11 protein-coding genes are annotated in these 16886 nt (G+C 63.9%); 4 read left to right on the plus strand and 7 right to left on the minus strand.

The window, feature by feature from the left end:
• Positions 1-43 precede the first annotated feature (43 nt).
• The 5 genes from AAD018_RS06155 to AAD018_RS06175 form a co-directional block, all read right to left on the minus strand.
• Positions 44-3388, minus strand: a complete 3345-nt coding sequence (locus tag AAD018_RS06155) for an error-prone DNA polymerase (RefSeq protein ID WP_367313012.1) — start codon at positions 3386-3388, stop codon at positions 44-46.
• A 92-nt stretch (positions 3389-3480) separates the two neighbouring features.
• Entirely contained in the window at positions 3481-5040 is a 1560-nt protein-coding gene (locus tag AAD018_RS06160; RefSeq protein WP_412005190.1) for a Y-family DNA polymerase, read from the minus strand.
• 63 nt (positions 5041-5103) lie between these two features.
• Complete coding sequence (locus AAD018_RS06165; protein WP_367313010.1) at positions 5104-5865, minus strand: ImuA family protein; 762 nt, start codon at positions 5863-5865, stop codon at positions 5104-5106.
• A gap of 134 nt (positions 5866-5999) precedes the next feature.
• On the minus strand, positions 6000-8573 hold the full coding sequence (locus AAD018_RS06170; RefSeq protein ID WP_367313009.1) for an HWE histidine kinase domain-containing protein: 2574 nt from the start codon (positions 8571-8573) through the stop codon (positions 6000-6002).
• A complete protein-coding gene (locus tag AAD018_RS06175) occupies positions 8551-9138 on the minus strand; it encodes a biliverdin-producing heme oxygenase (protein WP_367313008.1) in 588 nt (195 codons plus the stop codon). The genes AAD018_RS06170 and AAD018_RS06175 overlap by 23 nt, the downstream gene beginning before the upstream one ends.
• A gap of 148 nt (positions 9139-9286) precedes the next feature.
• Between AAD018_RS06175 and AAD018_RS06180 the strand changes: the two genes are divergently transcribed.
• On the plus strand, positions 9287-10618 hold the full coding sequence (locus AAD018_RS06180) for a cytochrome-c peroxidase (RefSeq protein WP_367313007.1): 1332 nt from the start codon (positions 9287-9289) through the stop codon (positions 10616-10618).
• Positions 10619-10675: 57 nt separating this feature from the next.
• On the opposite strand, the gene AAD018_RS06185 is transcribed toward AAD018_RS06180, so the two are convergent.
• Positions 10676-12139 carry a CRTAC1 family protein gene (locus AAD018_RS06185; protein ID WP_367313006.1) on the minus strand — a complete coding sequence of 488 codons (1464 nt, stop codon included), beginning with the start codon at positions 12137-12139 and terminating at the stop codon, positions 10676-10678.
• The gene (locus AAD018_RS06190; RefSeq protein WP_367313004.1) at positions 12136-13362 is read right to left on the minus strand and encodes an ROK family protein; all 1227 of its coding nucleotides are present in this window, start codon (positions 13360-13362) and stop codon (positions 12136-12138) included. The genes AAD018_RS06185 and AAD018_RS06190 overlap by 4 nt, the downstream gene beginning before the upstream one ends.
• Positions 13363-13584: 222 nt before the next feature.
• Here AAD018_RS06190 and xylF point away from each other — a divergent pair, with 222 nt between their 5' ends.
• The 3 genes from xylF to AAD018_RS06205 all read left to right on the plus strand — a co-directional run bounded on the left by xylF (position 13585) and on the right by AAD018_RS06205 (position 16848).
• The gene (gene xylF, locus AAD018_RS06195) at positions 13585-14610 is read left to right on the plus strand and encodes a D-xylose ABC transporter substrate-binding protein (protein WP_367313003.1); all 1026 of its coding nucleotides are present in this window, start codon (positions 13585-13587) and stop codon (positions 14608-14610) included.
• Positions 14611-14735: 125 nt separating this feature from the next.
• Complete coding sequence (locus AAD018_RS06200) at positions 14736-16034, plus strand: sugar ABC transporter permease (RefSeq protein ID WP_367313002.1); 1299 nt, start codon at positions 14736-14738, stop codon at positions 16032-16034.
• A gap of 61 nt (positions 16035-16095) precedes the next feature.
• The gene (locus AAD018_RS06205; protein WP_367313001.1) at positions 16096-16848 is read left to right on the plus strand and encodes an ATP-binding cassette domain-containing protein; all 753 of its coding nucleotides are present in this window, start codon (positions 16096-16098) and stop codon (positions 16846-16848) included.
• The last annotated feature ends 38 nt before the right edge of the window (positions 16849-16886 follow it).

Consider the following 16886-nt stretch of genomic DNA (forward strand, 5'->3'; position numbering starts at 1 on the left):
AAGATTTTGGTCTTAAGATTTTTCGTCGAAAAATCTTGCCCGCTTAGTGGAAGTCGCGGGAATTGGGCATGATGCGCACATTGCGGGGGTGGCGTTGCGACGGTGCGCGCAGTGGGTTTCGGACATGGTCGGCCCGGGCGATATCGGGTTTGACCATATCCTGGCTCAGCCTCAGGAGCGCGTCCGAGCGATCCTCCATATGCTGGGCCACGACATGGATCAGCTCGGTGTCGCGCTGGACATATCCCTCGACCTGCAGCAGGCGCGAGGCCATCACGACGGGTCTGTAGGCCTCCATGACCTTGGGCCAGATCACCAGATTGGCCACCCCCATTTCATCCTCGATCGTGATGAAGCAGACGCCTTTTGCGCTGCCCGGCCGCTGACGGATCAGAACGACGCCTGCCATCCGGACCTTCTGGAAATTGCGGGCCGTTTTCAGGCCTTCGGTCGAGAGATATCCCTGCCGGGCCATGGAGCGGCGCAGGAACGACATTGGATGCGCCTTCAGGGACAGACGGAGCGTCTGGTAGTCGGCCACGACTTCCTCGCTTTGGGGCATCCGGGGCAGCTCCACGATCGGGCCGGGCGCTTCGTCCTGGGCCTGAGCGGCGTCGAACAAGGGCAGGTCCGGCGCATCATGCAGCGCGCGGGTCTCCCATAGGGCCTGCCGCCGCGGCAGCCCCATGGAGCGGAAGGCATCGGCGGCGGCCAGCTGGCGGAGGGCCGGGGCGCGCAGGCCGCTTCGGGTCTGCAGATCCGCCATGCTGGGATAAGGCGCCTCGCGCGCATGGATCAGCGCCTTTGCATGGTCCTCGCTCACTCCGCCAACCTGGCGCAGGCCCAGACGCAGCGCGAAGCCGGTGCCGCGATCCCCGGGCGGTACCCTTCGGGTCTGGCCGGCGACGGGCTCCAGCGTGCAGTCCCAGTCCGAGTAGTTCACATCTACATCGCGGACCGTCACGCCATGCTCGGCGGCATCGCGCACGATCTGGGCGGGGGCGTAGAACCCCATCGGCTGCGAATTCAGCAAGGCGGCGGCAAAGGCATCGGGGTAGTGGCATTTCAGCCAGCTTGAGACATAGACCAGCTTGGCGAAGCTGGCCGCGTGGCTTTCGGGAAAGCCGTATTCCCCGAAGCCTTTGATCTGGTCAAAGCAGCGCTGCGCAAATTCGGGATCGTAGCCCCGCTTGACCATGCGCCCGACCATTTTCTCCTGCAAAAGCTCGATCGTCCCGCGCGACCGGAAGGTCGCCATGGCGCGGCGCAGCTCGTTCGCCTCCGCCGCGCTGAACTGCGCGGCCTCGAGCGCGATCTTCATCGCCTGTTCCTGAAAGATCGGCACGCCCATCGTCCGGCTCAGAATGTTTTTCAGCTCGTCGGGATCATGCTCCGGCCCCGGCTTGGGATATTCGACCTTCTCCGCTCCGCGCCGCCGCTTGAGAAACGGATGCACCATGTCCCCCTGGATGGGCCCGGGCCGCACGATCGCGACCTCGATCACCAGATCGTAGAATTCACGCGGCTTCAGCCGCGGCAGCATGTTCATCTGTGCCCGGCTCTCGACCTGAAAGACGCCCAGACTGTCCCCTTTGCAGAGCATGTCATAGGTCGCCTCGTCGCCGGGCGGGATCGTCGCCAGATCATGGCGCAGGCCATACCGCTCTTCGATCAGATCGAAACATTTGCGGATGCAGGTCAGCATCCCCAGGGCCAGCACATCGACCTTGAAGATCCCCAGCGCGTCGATGTCGTCCTTGTCCCACTGGATGAAGGAGCGGTCGGGCATCGCCCCGTTCCCAATCGGCACCGTCTCGGAGAGGGGCCGTTCGGTCAGGATAAAGCCGCCCACATGCTGGCCGAGATGACGCGGCAGCCCGATCATCTGGTCGGCCACGATCATCGTGCGCCGGATCAGCGGATCGGTCAGGTCGATCCCCGCCTCACGCGCATTTTGCTCGCCAATCTCGCGACCCCAGCTGCCCCAGATCGTCTTGGCCAGCGCCGTCGTCACATCCTCGGAGAGACCCATGACCTTGCCGACCTCGCGAATGGCCGAGCGCGGGCGATAGTGGATCACCGTGGCGCAAAGTCCGGCGCGGTGGCGACCGTATTTCTCGTAGATGTGCTGGATCACCTCCTCGCGCCGCTCATGTTCGAAATCGACGTCTATATCGGGCGGCTCCTTGCGCTCCTCCGAGATGAAGCGTTCAAAGAGAACCTGATGCTCGTCCGGATCGACAGCGGTAATCCCAAGGCAGAAGCAGACGGCGGAATTGGCCGCCGATCCGCGCCCCTGGCAGAGGATCGGAGGCTTGGCCTCGTAGCGGGCGAAATCGACGATGCTTTTGATCGTCAGGATGTAGCGCGCGACCTCCATTTTCTCGATCAGGTCCAGCTCCTTGTCGAGCACTGCCTGCACTTTCTCCGGCACACCCTGCGGGTAGCGATCCGCCGCGCCAAGCGCTGTGTCATGGCGCAGTTGCGCGATCGGCGAGCGGCCTTCGGGTTGGCTTTCATGGGGGTATTCGTATTTCAGTTCTTTCAAAGAGAACCTGCACCGATCGGCCACCTCGCGCGTGGCCGTGATTGCATGGGGCCAATCGGCAAAAAGATGGACCATCTCTTCGGGAGATTTCAGGTGCCGTTCGGCATTCGGGGCCAGGAGAGATCCGGCCTCTGCGATTTTCACCTTCTCGCGGATGCAGGTCATCACATCCTGCAGGGGGCGCCGGTCCGGGCTATGATAGAGAACGTCATTGGTGGCGAGGATCGAGATGCCATGCGCACGTGCAATCGCGTCCAGCCGGTTGATGCGCGCCCGGTCGTCGCCTCTGTAGAGGTAGCTGGCCGCGATATGGCGCAAGCCGGGAAGACGGCGCAGAAGGCGCGGCAGGCTGCGCGCGACGTCCTCGGGGTCGCCTTCGGGAATGGCGATGAGCTGGATGCCATCCGCATGGGAGGCCAGATCGTCTAGCGTGAGATCGCAGATGCCTTTCTGCTGCCAGGCGCCATCGGTGCCGTGGCGCATGCCCTTTGTCAGCAGGCCGGAGAGGCGGGCATAGGCCTCGCGGTCTTTGGGATAGGCCAGAAACGCCTCGCCTGTGACAAGGACGAGACGGGCACCGATGACGGCGCGCATCTTTGTCGTCTCGCATTCCACATGAAGGCGCACGACCCCGGCCAGACTGTTCCAGTCGGCGACGCCGATGCGGTCATAGCCCAGCTGCCAGGCCATCAGCGTCAAATCGACCGCGTCGGAGGCGCCGCGCAGGAAGGAGAAACAGGTCGCCAGCCCCAGCTCCACGAAAGGCGCGGGGGGATTGGCTGTAAACTCCCCGGTCGAGGACAGGGTGCGCTTGGAGGCCTGATGATCGTTCTGTGGCATGGGCTGGTCAGAATTTTCTAGAAAATTCTGTCACTCAAAATCTTCTAGAAGATTTTGGCCCCAAGATTTTTCTAGAAAAATCTTTCCCTTTGTCATGCGAAGATCCCGTGGATGCACCACCGGGGTGGCTCTGCCCGGCCGTCGCCATGCACGCCTTCGCGAAAGAGCCACAGTCTTTGGCCCGTCTGATCCTCGACCCTGTAATAATCGCGCAGCCGGGCCGATGGCCGATCCGCCCACCATTCGGGTGAAATCCGTTCCGGTCCGGCGAACCGGATCACCCGCAAGGTGCGTTTGCGCCAGACGATCTGGGCGGGCGGCCCGTCCGGGACGGCATAGACGACGTGAACCTCCTCGGGTCTGTCCAGAAGCTGAAGCGGGCGCGGAGCGCGATCCGGATCGCCCCTGGCCGAAGAGGGGGCCGCGCCCAGCGCGGGCACCCAGCTTTCGCGCCGTTCGGGAATGTGACTGTCGCGCGGCGCCGGAGCGCTGACCGCGCGGGGGCCCAGCCGGGCCGTCAGCCGGTCGACCATCCGGGCCAGTGCGATGTCGTCGTCGGCGCCGCCGCCCAGCCGGGTCTGGCGATCGGCCAATGGTTCGGCCCAGAGCGCAGAGAGCGTGATCAGGTCGAAGCCGAAGCCTGGATCGATCCGTTCCAGACGGTCCGCCCAGAGCCGTTCGAGATGGGCCGGATCGCGCGAGGGAACGGCGGTTGCGGTCTCGAGGTGACGGACCTCGCCATCGGTGCGGTAGATGCTGAGCCGGAGTTGGCGGACGCCCATCCCCTCGCGCCCCATCACGCGGCAAAGCTCTGTGCAGAGCGCGGCCAGATGGGGCGCGGGATCCTCCACCGGTTCGGGCAGGCGGGTCTGGACGGAAAATCGCGGCGGATCCTCGGGGCAGGACAGCGGCTCGGCCAGCCGCCCCGTGATCTGATCGAGCCGCAGGAGTGGATTGTCCTCTACCGCGCTGGCGCGAAAGCGGCGGGTGAGGGCCGCGCGCGGCACCTGCGCCAGAGCGCCGATCGTCTTGAGACCAAGCCGGTCAAGCAAAAGGGTCTGATCCGCGCTGAGCCGCAAGCCGCGCACCGGCAGCCCGGCCAGATCGGCTGCCAGTGTCCGGGGGGTCGCGATGGCGCGGACCGGGCCGAAGCGCGCCAGCGCCCAAGCCGCTCCGGGCGTTGGAGCCATGGCCAGATCGGCTGAGAAGCCCAAGGTCGAAAACGCCTCTTCGATGCGGGCCAGCATCGCGGCCTCTCCGCCCCAGAGGTAATCCGAGCCGGTTGTGTCAAAGAGCAGCCCGTCCTCTGCGTCCAGGCAGGTCCAAGGACACCAGCGGCGGGACCAGAGCATCAGCCGCTCCAGCATCGCGCGGTCGCCTGCGATATCGGCGTAATCGGCGCGCAGATCGGGACAGATGGCGCGCATATCCGTCACGCGCGCGCCGATTTTGACGCCAAGGGCTTCGGCGGCGCGGTTGGTTGCATGCAGGACAGGGCCATGCGGCCCCTCGATCGTCAGGCCGGCCGGAAGATCCTCCAGCGGCGCCTCTCCGGAGCGGGCGAGCACGCGCTGCCAGCGCTCCATCGAAAAGCGGGGCAAATAGACCGACACGATCCGCCGGGCGGCTTCCGAGCCGGGTCCGGGGCGCATCTGGATGCGGGTATCCGGATCGGAGGGAAGGGGGAGGGAGGGTAGACACGACATCCTGCTGCCTCAGACCGCCTGGGGCAGAGGGTGGTCTGCATCCCATCTGTCGTCTTGCACCTCGTCCGATGGGATTTCGACCTCGAGACGGTCGGGGCCGGGCGTCAGGTGCCAGTGCCCGGGCTTGCCGGTTCGGGTTCGAAACAGCTCGGCCTCCCAGCGGATCTGGCCGGGCGCTTGAGGGTCGTGAGGGTCGCAGAGTGACAGCCGCGGAGAGAGGCGCCATCGCCGCCGCGCGGCGCTGAGATGTGCTGTCGCCGCCCGGCGCACCAGCCAGGCCGGAACGCCCGACGCTTCCGAGCGAAGGGCAAGCCGCTTGCTGGCCGTGAAATCCAGAACCTGCGGATCGCCCCAAACCTCTGCGATCACAGCGCCCAAAGTGCCGCAGCGCAGTCCTTCTTCCATGGCCCAGAGCGCATCGACCGGACGCGAGACATCCACCCGGATCACCCGCAGACCAGGGCGCATTCCACCCAGATAGGGGCGCCCCGCCTCCAGACGGGTCAGCCGGTCGCGAATCCACAGGATCGGCGCGCCCTGGAACGCGCGTTCGGGCAGTTGCGACAGAACAAACCCCACAGGCACGCCGCAATTGCCGGTGGACGAAAACACCTCGGACAGAAGCGGTGCACCGGGGGCGAAGACATCTTCGGGGCCATTCGCGTCAGCGCCCGGAACGGAGCGGGGCAGGGGACGCGCGGCGCGCGGAAGCTGATCGATCAGGGAGGAGGCATGACGCAGCCGTTCGGCTGTGGAAGGGGTAACAGACATGAGACAGAACCAGACAGCAAAAGAGTTTGTTCCCTTTATGTTCTAGTCCGTGTTCGGGCCCGAGTCAAACCATACAGATTGCCGAAACCGGTGTTCCGGCAACCGCCAAATCCGCGCGTTCGGACAAATTTTCTTTATTTTTCGAGCAGTATCCGGGTCATGGCCTGCTTCAGCTTGTCGCTTCCGAAGGGCTTGCTCAGGATCGGGGCGTCCGGATAGCGGCGTGCCAGTTCGTTCGCTCCGCCATAGCCGGTGGCCAGGATGAACGGGATTCCGTCTTTCTGAAGTCGCTCCGCGATCTGGATCGACGTCTCCGCGCCCAGATTGACGTCGAGAAGCGCCAGATCGAAAGCCTCCTTGTCCAAAAGGGACAAGGCCTCTGTCACGCTGCTGGCTACCTGGGACGCCTCGACGCCGAGTTCCGTGAGACTGTCCGTTACATCGAGCGCGATGATCATGTTGTCCTCGACCACCAGCACGTGGGAGGGAACCGGCCCGTCTTCGGTGTCGCTGGTCACGATTTCGAGCGTTTCCTTGCGCTGAACTTTTGCGTCGCTGACATAGCGTTCAGGAATGACGAACCGGGCATGGAGCCCGGTCAGCCGGTAATTCAGTTCGGCCTCGCCTTTCAGCTCGAACGGGATGGAGCGTTCGATGATCGTGGAGCCGAAGCCGCGGCGCGATGGTGCGGTGACGGCCGGTCCGCCCGTCTCGGTCCAATCCACGACGAGGGCTTTTCGATCGTCGCGGGATAGGTCCAGGTTGATGACACCGGTCTCGTTGCTCAGTGCTCCGTGCTTGGTCGAATTGGTGACGAGTTCGTGGATCACAAGCGCGATCGTCGTCATTGCCTCGGGCGCAAGGAGGACATCGTCGCCGTCGAGGTGCAACCGGTCCGCCTTGTCAGAGAGGAAGGCTGCGACCTCGAGCTCAACCAGTTCCTTCACGGATGTGGGCGACCAGTTCTCGGCCGTGATCAGATCATGGGCGCGCGCCAGAGCGTGGATCCGCCCACCAAGCTCGCGGGTATAGGCCTCGGTCGACAAAGCGTCGTCCCGCCCTTGCCGAACGAGCCCCTGGATCAGATTGAGAATATTGCGAACCCGGTGGTTCAGCTCGGCAATCAGAAGATCCTGCTTGTCAGCCGATTGCTTGCGCGCGATGGCTGCCGCATCGGAGAGTTTCAGAACGACCTCGATCAGCGTGATCCGCAGCGCTTCGGCGGCGTTTCTTTCGCTTTTGGTCCAGGGTGTCGATTGGCCTTTCACGATCTGCTGCCACGCCTCGAAGCTTTTGCGCGGCGTCAGACGGGCCCCGTTCGGCCCCGCCTCGACAGGTTTTTCCGGATTGCCGGCCCATTTGACGGATTGAGCGACCTCGCGTCTGAAAAGGACGATATAATCGCGGGGATGTCGCGAGATCGGCAGAGCCATCACACCGGCGACCTCGTTTGCATAATCGGCGGCAGGCGGGTGCCGTTCGCTCAGCGCTTCGGAGGCGAACACGTTCGAGGCGGCGGTTGTATTCAGGAACCGGATCAGCGCCATGAACTGGTCGTCATCGGGCGTCGATCCAAGACGCATGATCCTGTCGTCGGAATAGAAGATAATGCCATCGAACGGGATGACCTGGCGGATCTCTTCGCTGATGATCTCGAAATTCTTGGCAAATCCGTGATGGTCCGCCGCACGGGTCATCAGGCGGTCGTGAAGCTCCTTGGCATCTTCGGCTTCCTGCCGGCTCTGCTCCGAATCTTTCAACGCGATCTCGTAGTTGAAGAGCTGGGCGTAAAGCTCGATCATCGTGCGCTTTTCGTAATCGACGACGCGCGGGGTGCGGTGATGGCAGGCAAAGAGCCCCCACAGCTCTCCGTCCTTGAGGATCGAAACGGACATGGAGGCCTGAACCCCCATGTTGCGCAGATATTCCAGATGGATCGGAGAGACGGCCCGCGTGACGCTCAGGCTCAGATCGAGAGGTTGCCCTTCCGCATTCAGCTCGGGGACGATCGGCGACACCTCGGCATCCACATCCGCGATCAGGCGCAGAACGCTGCGCTTGTACATCTCGCGGGCCTGTTTGGGGATGTCGGTGGCCGGATATCTCAGCCCCAGATAGGGTTCCATCCCCGGCTGCTTGATCTCGGCGATGACCGATCCGCTGTGATCCTCGTTGAACTGGTAGACCATGACCCGGTCAAAGCCCGACATGGCCCGGATCGCCTGCGCGCCTTCCATGGCCAGGCGTTTGATGCTGTCATGCCGGCGCAGGCGCGCAACGAGCGGCTGGACCGACCAGACGCCGTCGGGGGTCGTCTCGATCTCGCCTTTCGGCTCGAGCTCGATCACCCAGTTGGTTCCGGACTGATGCGCGGCGATGTCGAACAGACGGTCGTCGCCCAATGCCTTGACGTTGAAAAGGCGCGAGGGTGTTTCGGAATAGGCCGCGATCTGCAGCCTGGAGCGCAGCGAATGCAGCACGTCCTTTGGCAGGTGATCGGCAATCGGGGTTCCAATCACATGTTCTGGATCGAGGCCGATCATGTTCTTTGCATTTGTGGACAAATGCGTGACGATCCAGTCCCGGGAGACCGCGATCAGGCATCCGAACGGCTGGACATTGCCCAGAATGTGGATCGGCTCCCGATCGCAATTCGTCAGGTCGATCGGCTGCCTCGTTTGAGGATCATGCTGAGGCATAAGGGCCATTCGAAATCTGCTCCGCAGGGAGGGACAAGGAGGTTTGCACGCGATCATAGCTGGTCGAAAAGCGCAGGAACAGGGCGCGGGCATCCGCGACGATCTGTGCGGCCCGCTCGTCCGAGCCATTCATGGCGCCGAGCGCCTTCGTCAAAGCGCCCCAGGCGCGGCCTTGGGCGGGCAGGGCGAAGTAGCATCCGTTTGCCGTCACGCGAGGGTCCGTTGCTGCAAGCCAGCGTTTGCGCAACACCTGCGTGCCGAGCCGGGATCCGATCAGCATGTAATCGAGCGCGACTGTGTGGACCGAAAGGGGCGCAAGGGTCGGGAGGGTCGGCGCACCCATCGCATCGAGATCCGTGCCGAGCGCGTCGATCATATCGCCCAGCATCGCCTGCGGAGCGTCGGTCTGAAGTCCCCTCAGGGCGATGTAATGGATGGCAAGAAAGGCCCGGTAGCCGTGGATCTGTGTCAGATCCAGAGTCGAGATCTTGCGATCCAGCGCCTCATGTTCGTCCTGCAGGTCCCGTCTGAGCCGCTCGCGCAGCGAAAGGGGAGGGGTGAGGCAGTCTTGCATCCGGCGCAGCGTCTCTTCACAGTCCAAAAAAGGTGGGGGAGCATGTTTTGCTATGGGAAAGCCTATGTCGGCTTGTGCGGCTTCGAAAGAAGAAAGTGGCGTGTATCGCGGCGCTCGGCGGAAAGACATTGTTATAGTTCTACTTCTCATGCGGAATGCTCTGGCCGGATTGTTTCTGTCTTTGCCCTTTGCCGCGCTGGCAACAACGCTGTTGGCCGATGGGATGCCCGCTCCGGTCGATCCTGCGGACTACGCGGCAGCCGATCCGGACGAGATCGCCCTGGGGCAGCTTCTGTTCTACGATCCGATCCTGTCGGGCAACCGCGCGGTGTCCTGCGCAAGCTGTCATCATCCCGCCTTCGCTACGTCGGACGGTCTGGCGCTGGGTCTGGGGGACGGGGGCCGGGGGCTTGGACCCGCGCGGCGGGCCGATCCGACAAACCTGCCCGAGCAAAGGATCCCGCGTAATTCGCCCGCGCTGTTCAATCTGGGTCATGCGGAGTTCACGACCCTGTTTCACGACGGCCGTATCGAGGTCCGCGCGGACGGAACGCTGCGGACGCCGCTGGGGGACGATATGAGCGAAGGTTTCGCTTCGATCCTGTCGGCGCAGACGATGTTCCCGGTTCTGTCACCGGACGAGATGGCGGGGCATTATTCCGAGAACGAGATCAGCCAGGCGATCCGGATGGGACGCATCACCGGAGAGGGTGGGGCCTGGCACCTGATCTCGGGCCGCGTGGCGGGCATTCCCGCCTATGCAGAGGCGTTCCGGATCTATCCGCATATCGACGCGCCGGAAGATATCGCCTTCACGGATATCTCGAATGCGATCGCTGCCTTCATCGCCCATGAATGGCGCTCGGAGGACAGCCCGTTCGATGCGCATCTGCGCGGGGAGCGGCCTTTGGCCGGGGCGGCGGCCGAGGGGATGGCCCTCTTTTACGGTGAGGCGGGGTGCGCGGCCTGCCATTCCGGGCCGTTTCAGACGGATCACGGGTTTCACGCGATGGGTGCGCCGCAGATCGGTCCGGGAAAGGCGGCCCGGTTCGAGAGCCACGCCCGCGACGAAGGGCGGTTCCGGGTGACGGGGGAACCGGCAGACCTCTACGCCTTCCGCACGCCGTCCTTGCGCAACGTGACGCGAACCGGGCCCTGGGGTCATGCGGGCACCCATGCCAATCTGCGCGCGTTTCTGCGCGATCACGCCGATCCGAAGGCGGGTTCGGGACGGATTGCCGGGCTGATCGAGACCGTGCGTCTTCCCGATCTGCCAGTCGAGGATTTCAGGATTGCGGGCGATGCTGCCGAAACGAGGAGGATCGCGGATGCCGCGATTGGCGTGACGGCGACCTTGTCCGAGCGGGATCTCGATGCCTTGATGTCCTTTTTGGCGGCGCTTGACGATCCGGTCGCGCTGGAGGGACGTCTGGGCAGTCCGGACGCTGTGCCATCGGGGCTTCCGGTTGATCATCCGTAGCCAAAATCTTCTGGAAGATTTTGCCCTTCAGGATTTTCTAGAAAATCCTGCCTGCGCTTAGCGGGGTGCGGTGAGGACCAGAGTTCCCCCTGCGTCGACGGTCTGCCATGGCCTCCAATCGCCCGAGGGGGGACGCCAGCGCAGCTCGGCCCTGGGCGCGTTTCCGAGCCCGAAATGCAGGGGCAGGGCCTCTCCGCCCGCGTGACCGCCGCCTACCGTGATTTGCTGGCTTTGGACGCCGTCTTCGGTTCGCAGCTGCACGCGGCCACCGAGCCCGGGCGGCGTCTCGACGGTGACGAACCCGCCCGCATCGCTGACATTCCGCCAGAGGCCCATAGGCGCGCGCCGGTTCACCACCACGAGATCGAGCCGTCCGTCCAGATCCAGATCGGCCAGCGCCGCCCCGCGCGACCGCGCGCTTTGCGCGACGCCCGCCCGCCCGGCGACCTCGCGGAACGTCCCGTTCGGCTGTTGCATCAGCAGGCTGTTGGGGTCCTCCATCGCGTTGCCCGGCATCTGGTCCACATTGCCCTTGGCGATGAAAAGATCCGGTCGCCCGTCATTATCGACATCGCCGAATTCCGAGTGCCAGCCGGTCGAGGGGCGACCGTCATCGCCCTCATGGGGGCGGTGCGCGGTCGTTCCCATCTCGAACGGGGCGGCGACATAGCCGCCGCCCTCCGCGATTTGAAGAAGCTGGTCGCCCATCGAGGTCAGCATCACCTCATCCGCGCTATCCCCATTGAGATCGCGCGAGGCGATGCCCATGCCCCAAAGCTGCGGCCCCTCCCAGCCATCTTCGGGCCCGAGAAATCGCCGCTCTTCGATGTCCCACATCTGCTCGGCCCCGCCGCGGACATAGTAGTGCCGGTCGTTCGAGATCCTCAGCGTCATGCGACCGCGCGCATCCTCCGCCGCCAGCATCGAGAGCGGGCAAAACCCGAGCGACAGCACCTCGGCGCGCCAACCCGTCTGCGCTGGCCAAAGGATCCGGTTCGTGTCGCAGGCCTCAAAAGGCCCGTCCGGATCCGTCCGGTCCACATAATGGCCAAGCGCAAGGACCGGACGATCCGCCCCCGGCTCCCACCACGCGGTGAAAGCAGTTGTCCATTGATCACTAACGGGCAGGCCCAGACCTTGCGTCGCGTCCTTGAAATGACACGCGCCATGTCCCTTCAGCGCCAGATCTTCTCCAACCCGCATCACATAAAGATCGAGCGTCCCGTCCCCGTCCAGATCCAGAGGGTAGGCTCCGGTGACGCCGGTCAGATCCGGCAGCGATCCTTCTTCGAAGACAAACTCTCCACGGTTCAGGAAGAGCCGCGCCCGGTTCTCTCCACCTGCGGCGAAAATCTCAGGCAGCCCGTCGCCGTTGCAGTCGAAGATAGCCACGCCGCCACCGACGAAATGTTCCCAGCCGCCGTTATAGATGTGCTCGGGAAGGGCCTCCGAGCGGTCCTCGAACCGCACCTCGGCCTGGGCGCCTCCGGCAAGCAGAAGCGCGGCGATCAGGCCTTTCATCGGCCCAGCCGATCTGCGGTGACAGCGTCGAGCGCCAGAGCCGCCGCGCCCCGCGCCCAAACCCGGTCGCCCCATGCATGTATTTCGACCGGGACGGGCGGGCGACTGAGGGGGAGGGCCATTTCCGCCATCTCGGCCATGGCATCTTCGGCGTAGAGATAATCGTAGCGCAGACGCTCCCCGCTGAGCAGGATCTTGGTCGGATCGAAAAGCTGGACGACGTTCGAGAGGCCGAGCGCCAGGTAGCGCCCGGCGCGCCGAAAAATCGTCTGCGCCGCGCTATGGCCTGCCTTCGCCTCTGCATAGAGATGCTCGAGAATGGCGCTGGCGCCTTCCGTCATCTCGCGGTCGAGCGCCGTCGCCGCCTCGCGCACCAGCGCGTAGTCGGCGACATAAGCCTCAAGACAGCCGCGCCGTCCGCATCGGCAGAGCGCGCCGTCCAGATGCACCTTGGTATGGCCCAGCTCGATGCCAAGGCCTTGCGCCCCGCGAAAGAGCTCTCCGCCCAGAACGAGCCCCATGCCGACGCCGTGTTCGATGGTGACCACGGCAAAATCCGACATGCCGCGACCTGCTCCGAACCACAGCTCGGCCAGGGTGAGCACATTGGCATCGTTGTCCAGATGCACTGGCAGCCCCAGATGATCGTTCAGGCATTGGCCAAGATCGGCATCCGTCTCGCTCAGGATCGGTGACCAGGCGACGATGCCTGTGGCTGCATCGACGATCCCGGGCAGGCCCACGCCCACCGCCGCAATATCGCTGCGCTGCCGCCCGGCCCCGTCCAGCAATGTCGTCAGCAGCCTGTCGGCCTCATCGACCGTCACGCCATAGCTTTGCCGCCTCCCGCCGCAGAGCTCTTCGGCTTCGGCCAGCATCCGGCCAGCCATGTCGACGAGAACGGCGGAATGCGTCCGGTCGGCGAGCTTCATTCCGACGACAAGTCCGGCACCGTTCGCGACCTGCAGGGCAACCGGAGGACGTCCGCGTCCGGTATCGCGGGGGACGCTTTCGACCTCTTCGAGAAAGCCGGTCGCGATCAGATCGGAGGTCAGGGACGTCACCGATCCGGGGGAAATCTCGAGCAGCCGGGCCACGTCCATCCGGGGGGCCTGACCGGCGGCGCGCACGAATTCGAAAACCTGCTGGCGCAGGGGCTGTGATTCGCTTCTGGGTCCGCTTGGTCTGGGGCCGCAGCCGGTCTCGTCGGCGTCGTCATACATTATTTCAGTCCGCGAACTATTCCGCACCGCAGAAACGGTCGGATCCTCCCTTTGCCGTCTTTTCGAGCGGCTTTCTCTCTCGATCTAGCGCTTCCCGAGCGGTCTATGTCAATTTTATTTTGACAACTGAATTAAATTGCGCATCGTATCGGGACAGAAGCGAGTTTGCTTCGCGCCGGGCCTGCGAAAAGACGGTCCCGGCGGTTCACAGGGAGGATTACCATGCGCAACGCGATCATCGCGGCGGCCATCGCGGCTGCCGGTCTTTCAACCCAGGCCTATGCCCAGGACATCACCGTCGGTGTCAGCTGGTCCAACTTCCAGGAGGAGCGCTGGAAGACCGACGAGGCCGCCATCCGCGGCGCGCTCGAAGAGGCCGGAGCCGAATATGTCTCCGCCGATGCGCAATCCTCCTCGGCCAAGCAGCTGTCGGATGTGGAAAGCCTGATTGCCCAGGGCGTCGATGCGCTGATTATCCTGGCCCAGGACACGCAGGCCATCGGCCCCGCGGTTCAGGCCGCCGCCGACGAGGGCATCCCGGTTATCGCCTATGACCGCCTGATCGAGGATGACCGCGCCTTCTATCTGACCTTCGACAATATCGAGGTCGGCCGCATGCAGGCCCGCGCCGTGCTCGAGGCCGCGCCTGAAGGTAATTACGTCATGATCAAGGGCTCGCCCACCGATCCCAATGCCGACTTCCTGCGCGGCGGTCAGCAGGAGGTCCTGCAGGAGGCGATCGACAGTGGCGCGATCACCATCGTCGGCGAGGCCTATACCGACGGCTGGCTGCCTGCCAATGCTCAGCGCAACATGGAGCAGATCCTGACCGCCAACGACAACAATGTCGACGCGGTCGTGGCCTCTAATGACGGCACCGCAGGCGGCGCTGTTGCCGCGCTGACCGCACAGGGCCTTGAAGGCGCCGTACCGGTGTCGGGTCAGGACGGTGATCATGCCGCGCTTAACCGTGTCGCGCTTGGCACGCAGACTGTCAGTGTCTGGAAGGATGCCCGTGATCTGGGCCGCGAGGCAGGTGAGATCGCTGTGGCTCTGGCTGGCGGCACGGGCATGTCCGATGTCGAGGGCGCGTCCGAATGGACCTCGCCTGCAGGCACGACGATGACCGCCAAGTTCCTCGAGCCGATGCCGATCACGCAGGACAATCTGAACGCCGTGCTTGATGCGGGCTGGATCGAGAAAGACGCGCTGTGTCAGGGCGTCAGCGGCGTAGACGTCTGCAACTAGACCCCAAGGCGCCCCGGGCTTGACCCGGGGCCTTTGCCGGGGCCCTTGCACCAGAGGTCCCGGCTCAAGGCCGGGACGCGGCCCACCCCGCCTCCGGACCGACAGGCCCCAAACGGATAGGCCCAATGACCGAAACAACCACCGACACACAGCCCGCCGCGCCTAAGCGCACTCTTGTTCAGAGCCTCGAGATCGATCTGCGGCTTCTTGGGATGATCGGCGCCTTTGCCATAGTTTGCGTCACGTTCAATGTGTTGACCGATGGGCGTTTCCTGACGCCGCGCAACATCTTCAACCTGACGATCCAGACCGCTTCAGTCGCTATCATGGCGACGGGCATGGTCTTTATAATCGTGACCCGTCATATCGATCTGGCTGTCGGCGCGCTATTGGCCACTTGTTCGGCGATGATGGCGATGACGCAGACCACTTGGCTGCCGCAATATCTTGGGCTCGAGCTGGGCCATCCGCTGATCCCGTGGATCGCCATCGCGGTTGGCATCCTCACCGGCACGCTGATCGGCGCCTTTCAGGGCTGGCTCGTCGGCTACCAGTTGATCCCCGCCTTCATTGTCACGCTGGGCGGACTTCTGGTTTGGCGCAATGTCGGCTGGTATCTGACCAATGGCCAGACCATCGGCCCCCTTGATGAGACCTTTCGCGCTTTTGGCGGCATATCGGGGACGCTGGGCGAATTCTGGTCGTGGATCTTCGGCGTCGTGGCGACCGCTGCCGCGCTCTGGATTCTCGCCTCGAGCCGCCGCAACAAGAAGGCGCATGGCTTCCCGCTCAAACCGCTTTGGGCCGAGGCTGTCGTCGCCGCGATTGTGGCCATCGGTATTATGGGCTTCATCTGGATCCTCAACAGCTATCAGATCCCGTCCCGCGTTCTGGCTCGTGATTTCGCGGCGCAGGGCTTGGAAGTACCCGAAGGCTACACGGCGGCCTATGGTCTGCCGATTTCGGTCCTGCTGCTGATCGCCGTCGCTGTCGTGATGACCATCGTTGCCCGCCGTACCCGGCTAGGGCGCTATATCTTTGCCACCGGTGGCAATCCCGACGCGGCAGAGCTTTCGGGCATCAATACCCGCCTTCTGACGGTCAAGGTCTTCGCCATCATGGGGGCGCTTTGCGGTCTGGCCGCGCTCGTCGCCTCGGCGCGGCTCGCGAACCATTCCAACGATATCGGGACGCTGGACGAGCTGCGCGTAATCGCCGCCGCCGTCATTGGGGGCACCGCGCTCTCGGGCGGGATCGGCACGATCTATGGCGCGATCCTTGGCGCGCTTATCATGCAGTCGCTGCAGTCGGGGATGGCCATGGTTGGTGTCGACGCGCCGCTTCAGAACATCGTTGTCGGCTCGGTTCTGGTCCTCGCCGTGTGGATCGATATCGTCTATCGCCGCCGCATCGGGACAGGATGATGGCTGGCGGCAAAGGCGAACCAGAGCCCGTATTCAACCAAAGCTTACCTGAGGCATACCCATGACCCAGACCCCGCTTGTCGATCTTCGCGATATCTGCCTCTCCTTCGGCGGGGTGCGCGCTGTCGATCATGTCTCGATCGATCTTCATCCCGGCGAGGTTGTTGGTCTTTTGGGCCATAACGGTGCGGGAAAATCCACGCTGATCAAGATCCTGTCGGGGGCCTATGCCAAGGATTCCGGCGAGATCCGGATCAATGGCGAACTGGCCGAGATCAACTCCCCCCGCGATGCCCGCCGCTATAACATCGAAACGATCTACCAGACGTTGGCCTTGGCCGATAACCTCGATGCGGCCTCCAACCTCTTTCTGGGCCGCGAGCTGACCACCGCGCTGGGCTTCGTCAACGACGCGCAGATGGAGGCGGAGACGCGCAAGATCATGGCGCGGCTCAACCCCAACTTCAAAAAGCTGAAAGAGCCGGTCTCGGCCCTGTCCGGTGGTCAGCGCCAGTCGGTTGCCATCGCTCGTGCCGTGTATTTCAACGCCAAGATCCTGATCATGGACGAGCCGACGGCAGCGCTGGGCGTGCATGAGACGCAGATGGTTGCCGATCTGATCAAGGAGCTGAAATCCCAAGGGCTTGGCATCTTCCTGATCAGCCATGACACGCGTGAGATGCTCGATCTGTGCGACCGGGTTTCGGTGATGAAGAACGGTGCGCTGGTCGGCACCGAGCGGGTCGAGGATGTGACCGAGGACGATATCCTTTCGATGATCATCATGGGCAAGAACCCGAAGAAGGCGTCATGATCCATAAGGCTTTGTTCGCGCTGGCCTGTGCGCCGCTC

Source organism: Aestuariibius insulae, assembly GCF_040783535.2.
GTDB classification, from domain to species: Bacteria; Pseudomonadota; Alphaproteobacteria; order Rhodobacterales; family Rhodobacteraceae; genus Aestuariibius; species Aestuariibius insulae.

Excerpts from the sequence above, each read along its gene's own strand:
- AAD018_RS06155 (WP_367313012.1), bottom strand. The coding sequence starts at position 3,388 with ATGCCACAGAACGATCATCAGGCCTCCAAGCGCACCCTGTCCTCGACC.
- AAD018_RS06160 (WP_412005190.1), bottom strand. The coding sequence starts at position 5,040 with ATGCGCCCCGGACCCGGCTCGGAAGCCGCCCGGCGGATCGTGTCGGTC.
- AAD018_RS06165 (WP_367313010.1), bottom strand. The coding sequence starts at position 5,865 with ATGTCTGTTACCCCTTCCACAGCCGAACGGCTGCGTCATGCCTCCTCC.
- AAD018_RS06170 (WP_367313009.1), bottom strand. The coding sequence starts at position 8,573 with ATGGCCCTTATGCCTCAGCATGATCCTCAAACGAGGCAGCCGATCGAC.
- AAD018_RS06175 (WP_367313008.1), bottom strand. The coding sequence starts at position 9,138 with ATGCAAGACTGCCTCACCCCTCCCCTTTCGCTGCGCGAGCGGCTCAGA.
- AAD018_RS06180 (WP_367313007.1), top strand. The coding sequence starts at position 9,287 with ATGCGGAATGCTCTGGCCGGATTGTTTCTGTCTTTGCCCTTTGCCGCG.
- AAD018_RS06185 (WP_367313006.1), bottom strand. The coding sequence starts at position 12,139 with ATGAAAGGCCTGATCGCCGCGCTTCTGCTTGCCGGAGGCGCCCAGGCC.
- AAD018_RS06190 (WP_367313004.1), bottom strand. The coding sequence starts at position 13,362 with ATGTATGACGACGCCGACGAGACCGGCTGCGGCCCCAGACCAAGCGGA.
- xylF (WP_367313003.1), top strand. The coding sequence starts at position 13,585 with ATGCGCAACGCGATCATCGCGGCGGCCATCGCGGCTGCCGGTCTTTCA.
- AAD018_RS06200 (WP_367313002.1), top strand. The coding sequence starts at position 14,736 with ATGACCGAAACAACCACCGACACACAGCCCGCCGCGCCTAAGCGCACT.
- AAD018_RS06205 (WP_367313001.1), top strand. The coding sequence starts at position 16,096 with ATGACCCAGACCCCGCTTGTCGATCTTCGCGATATCTGCCTCTCCTTC.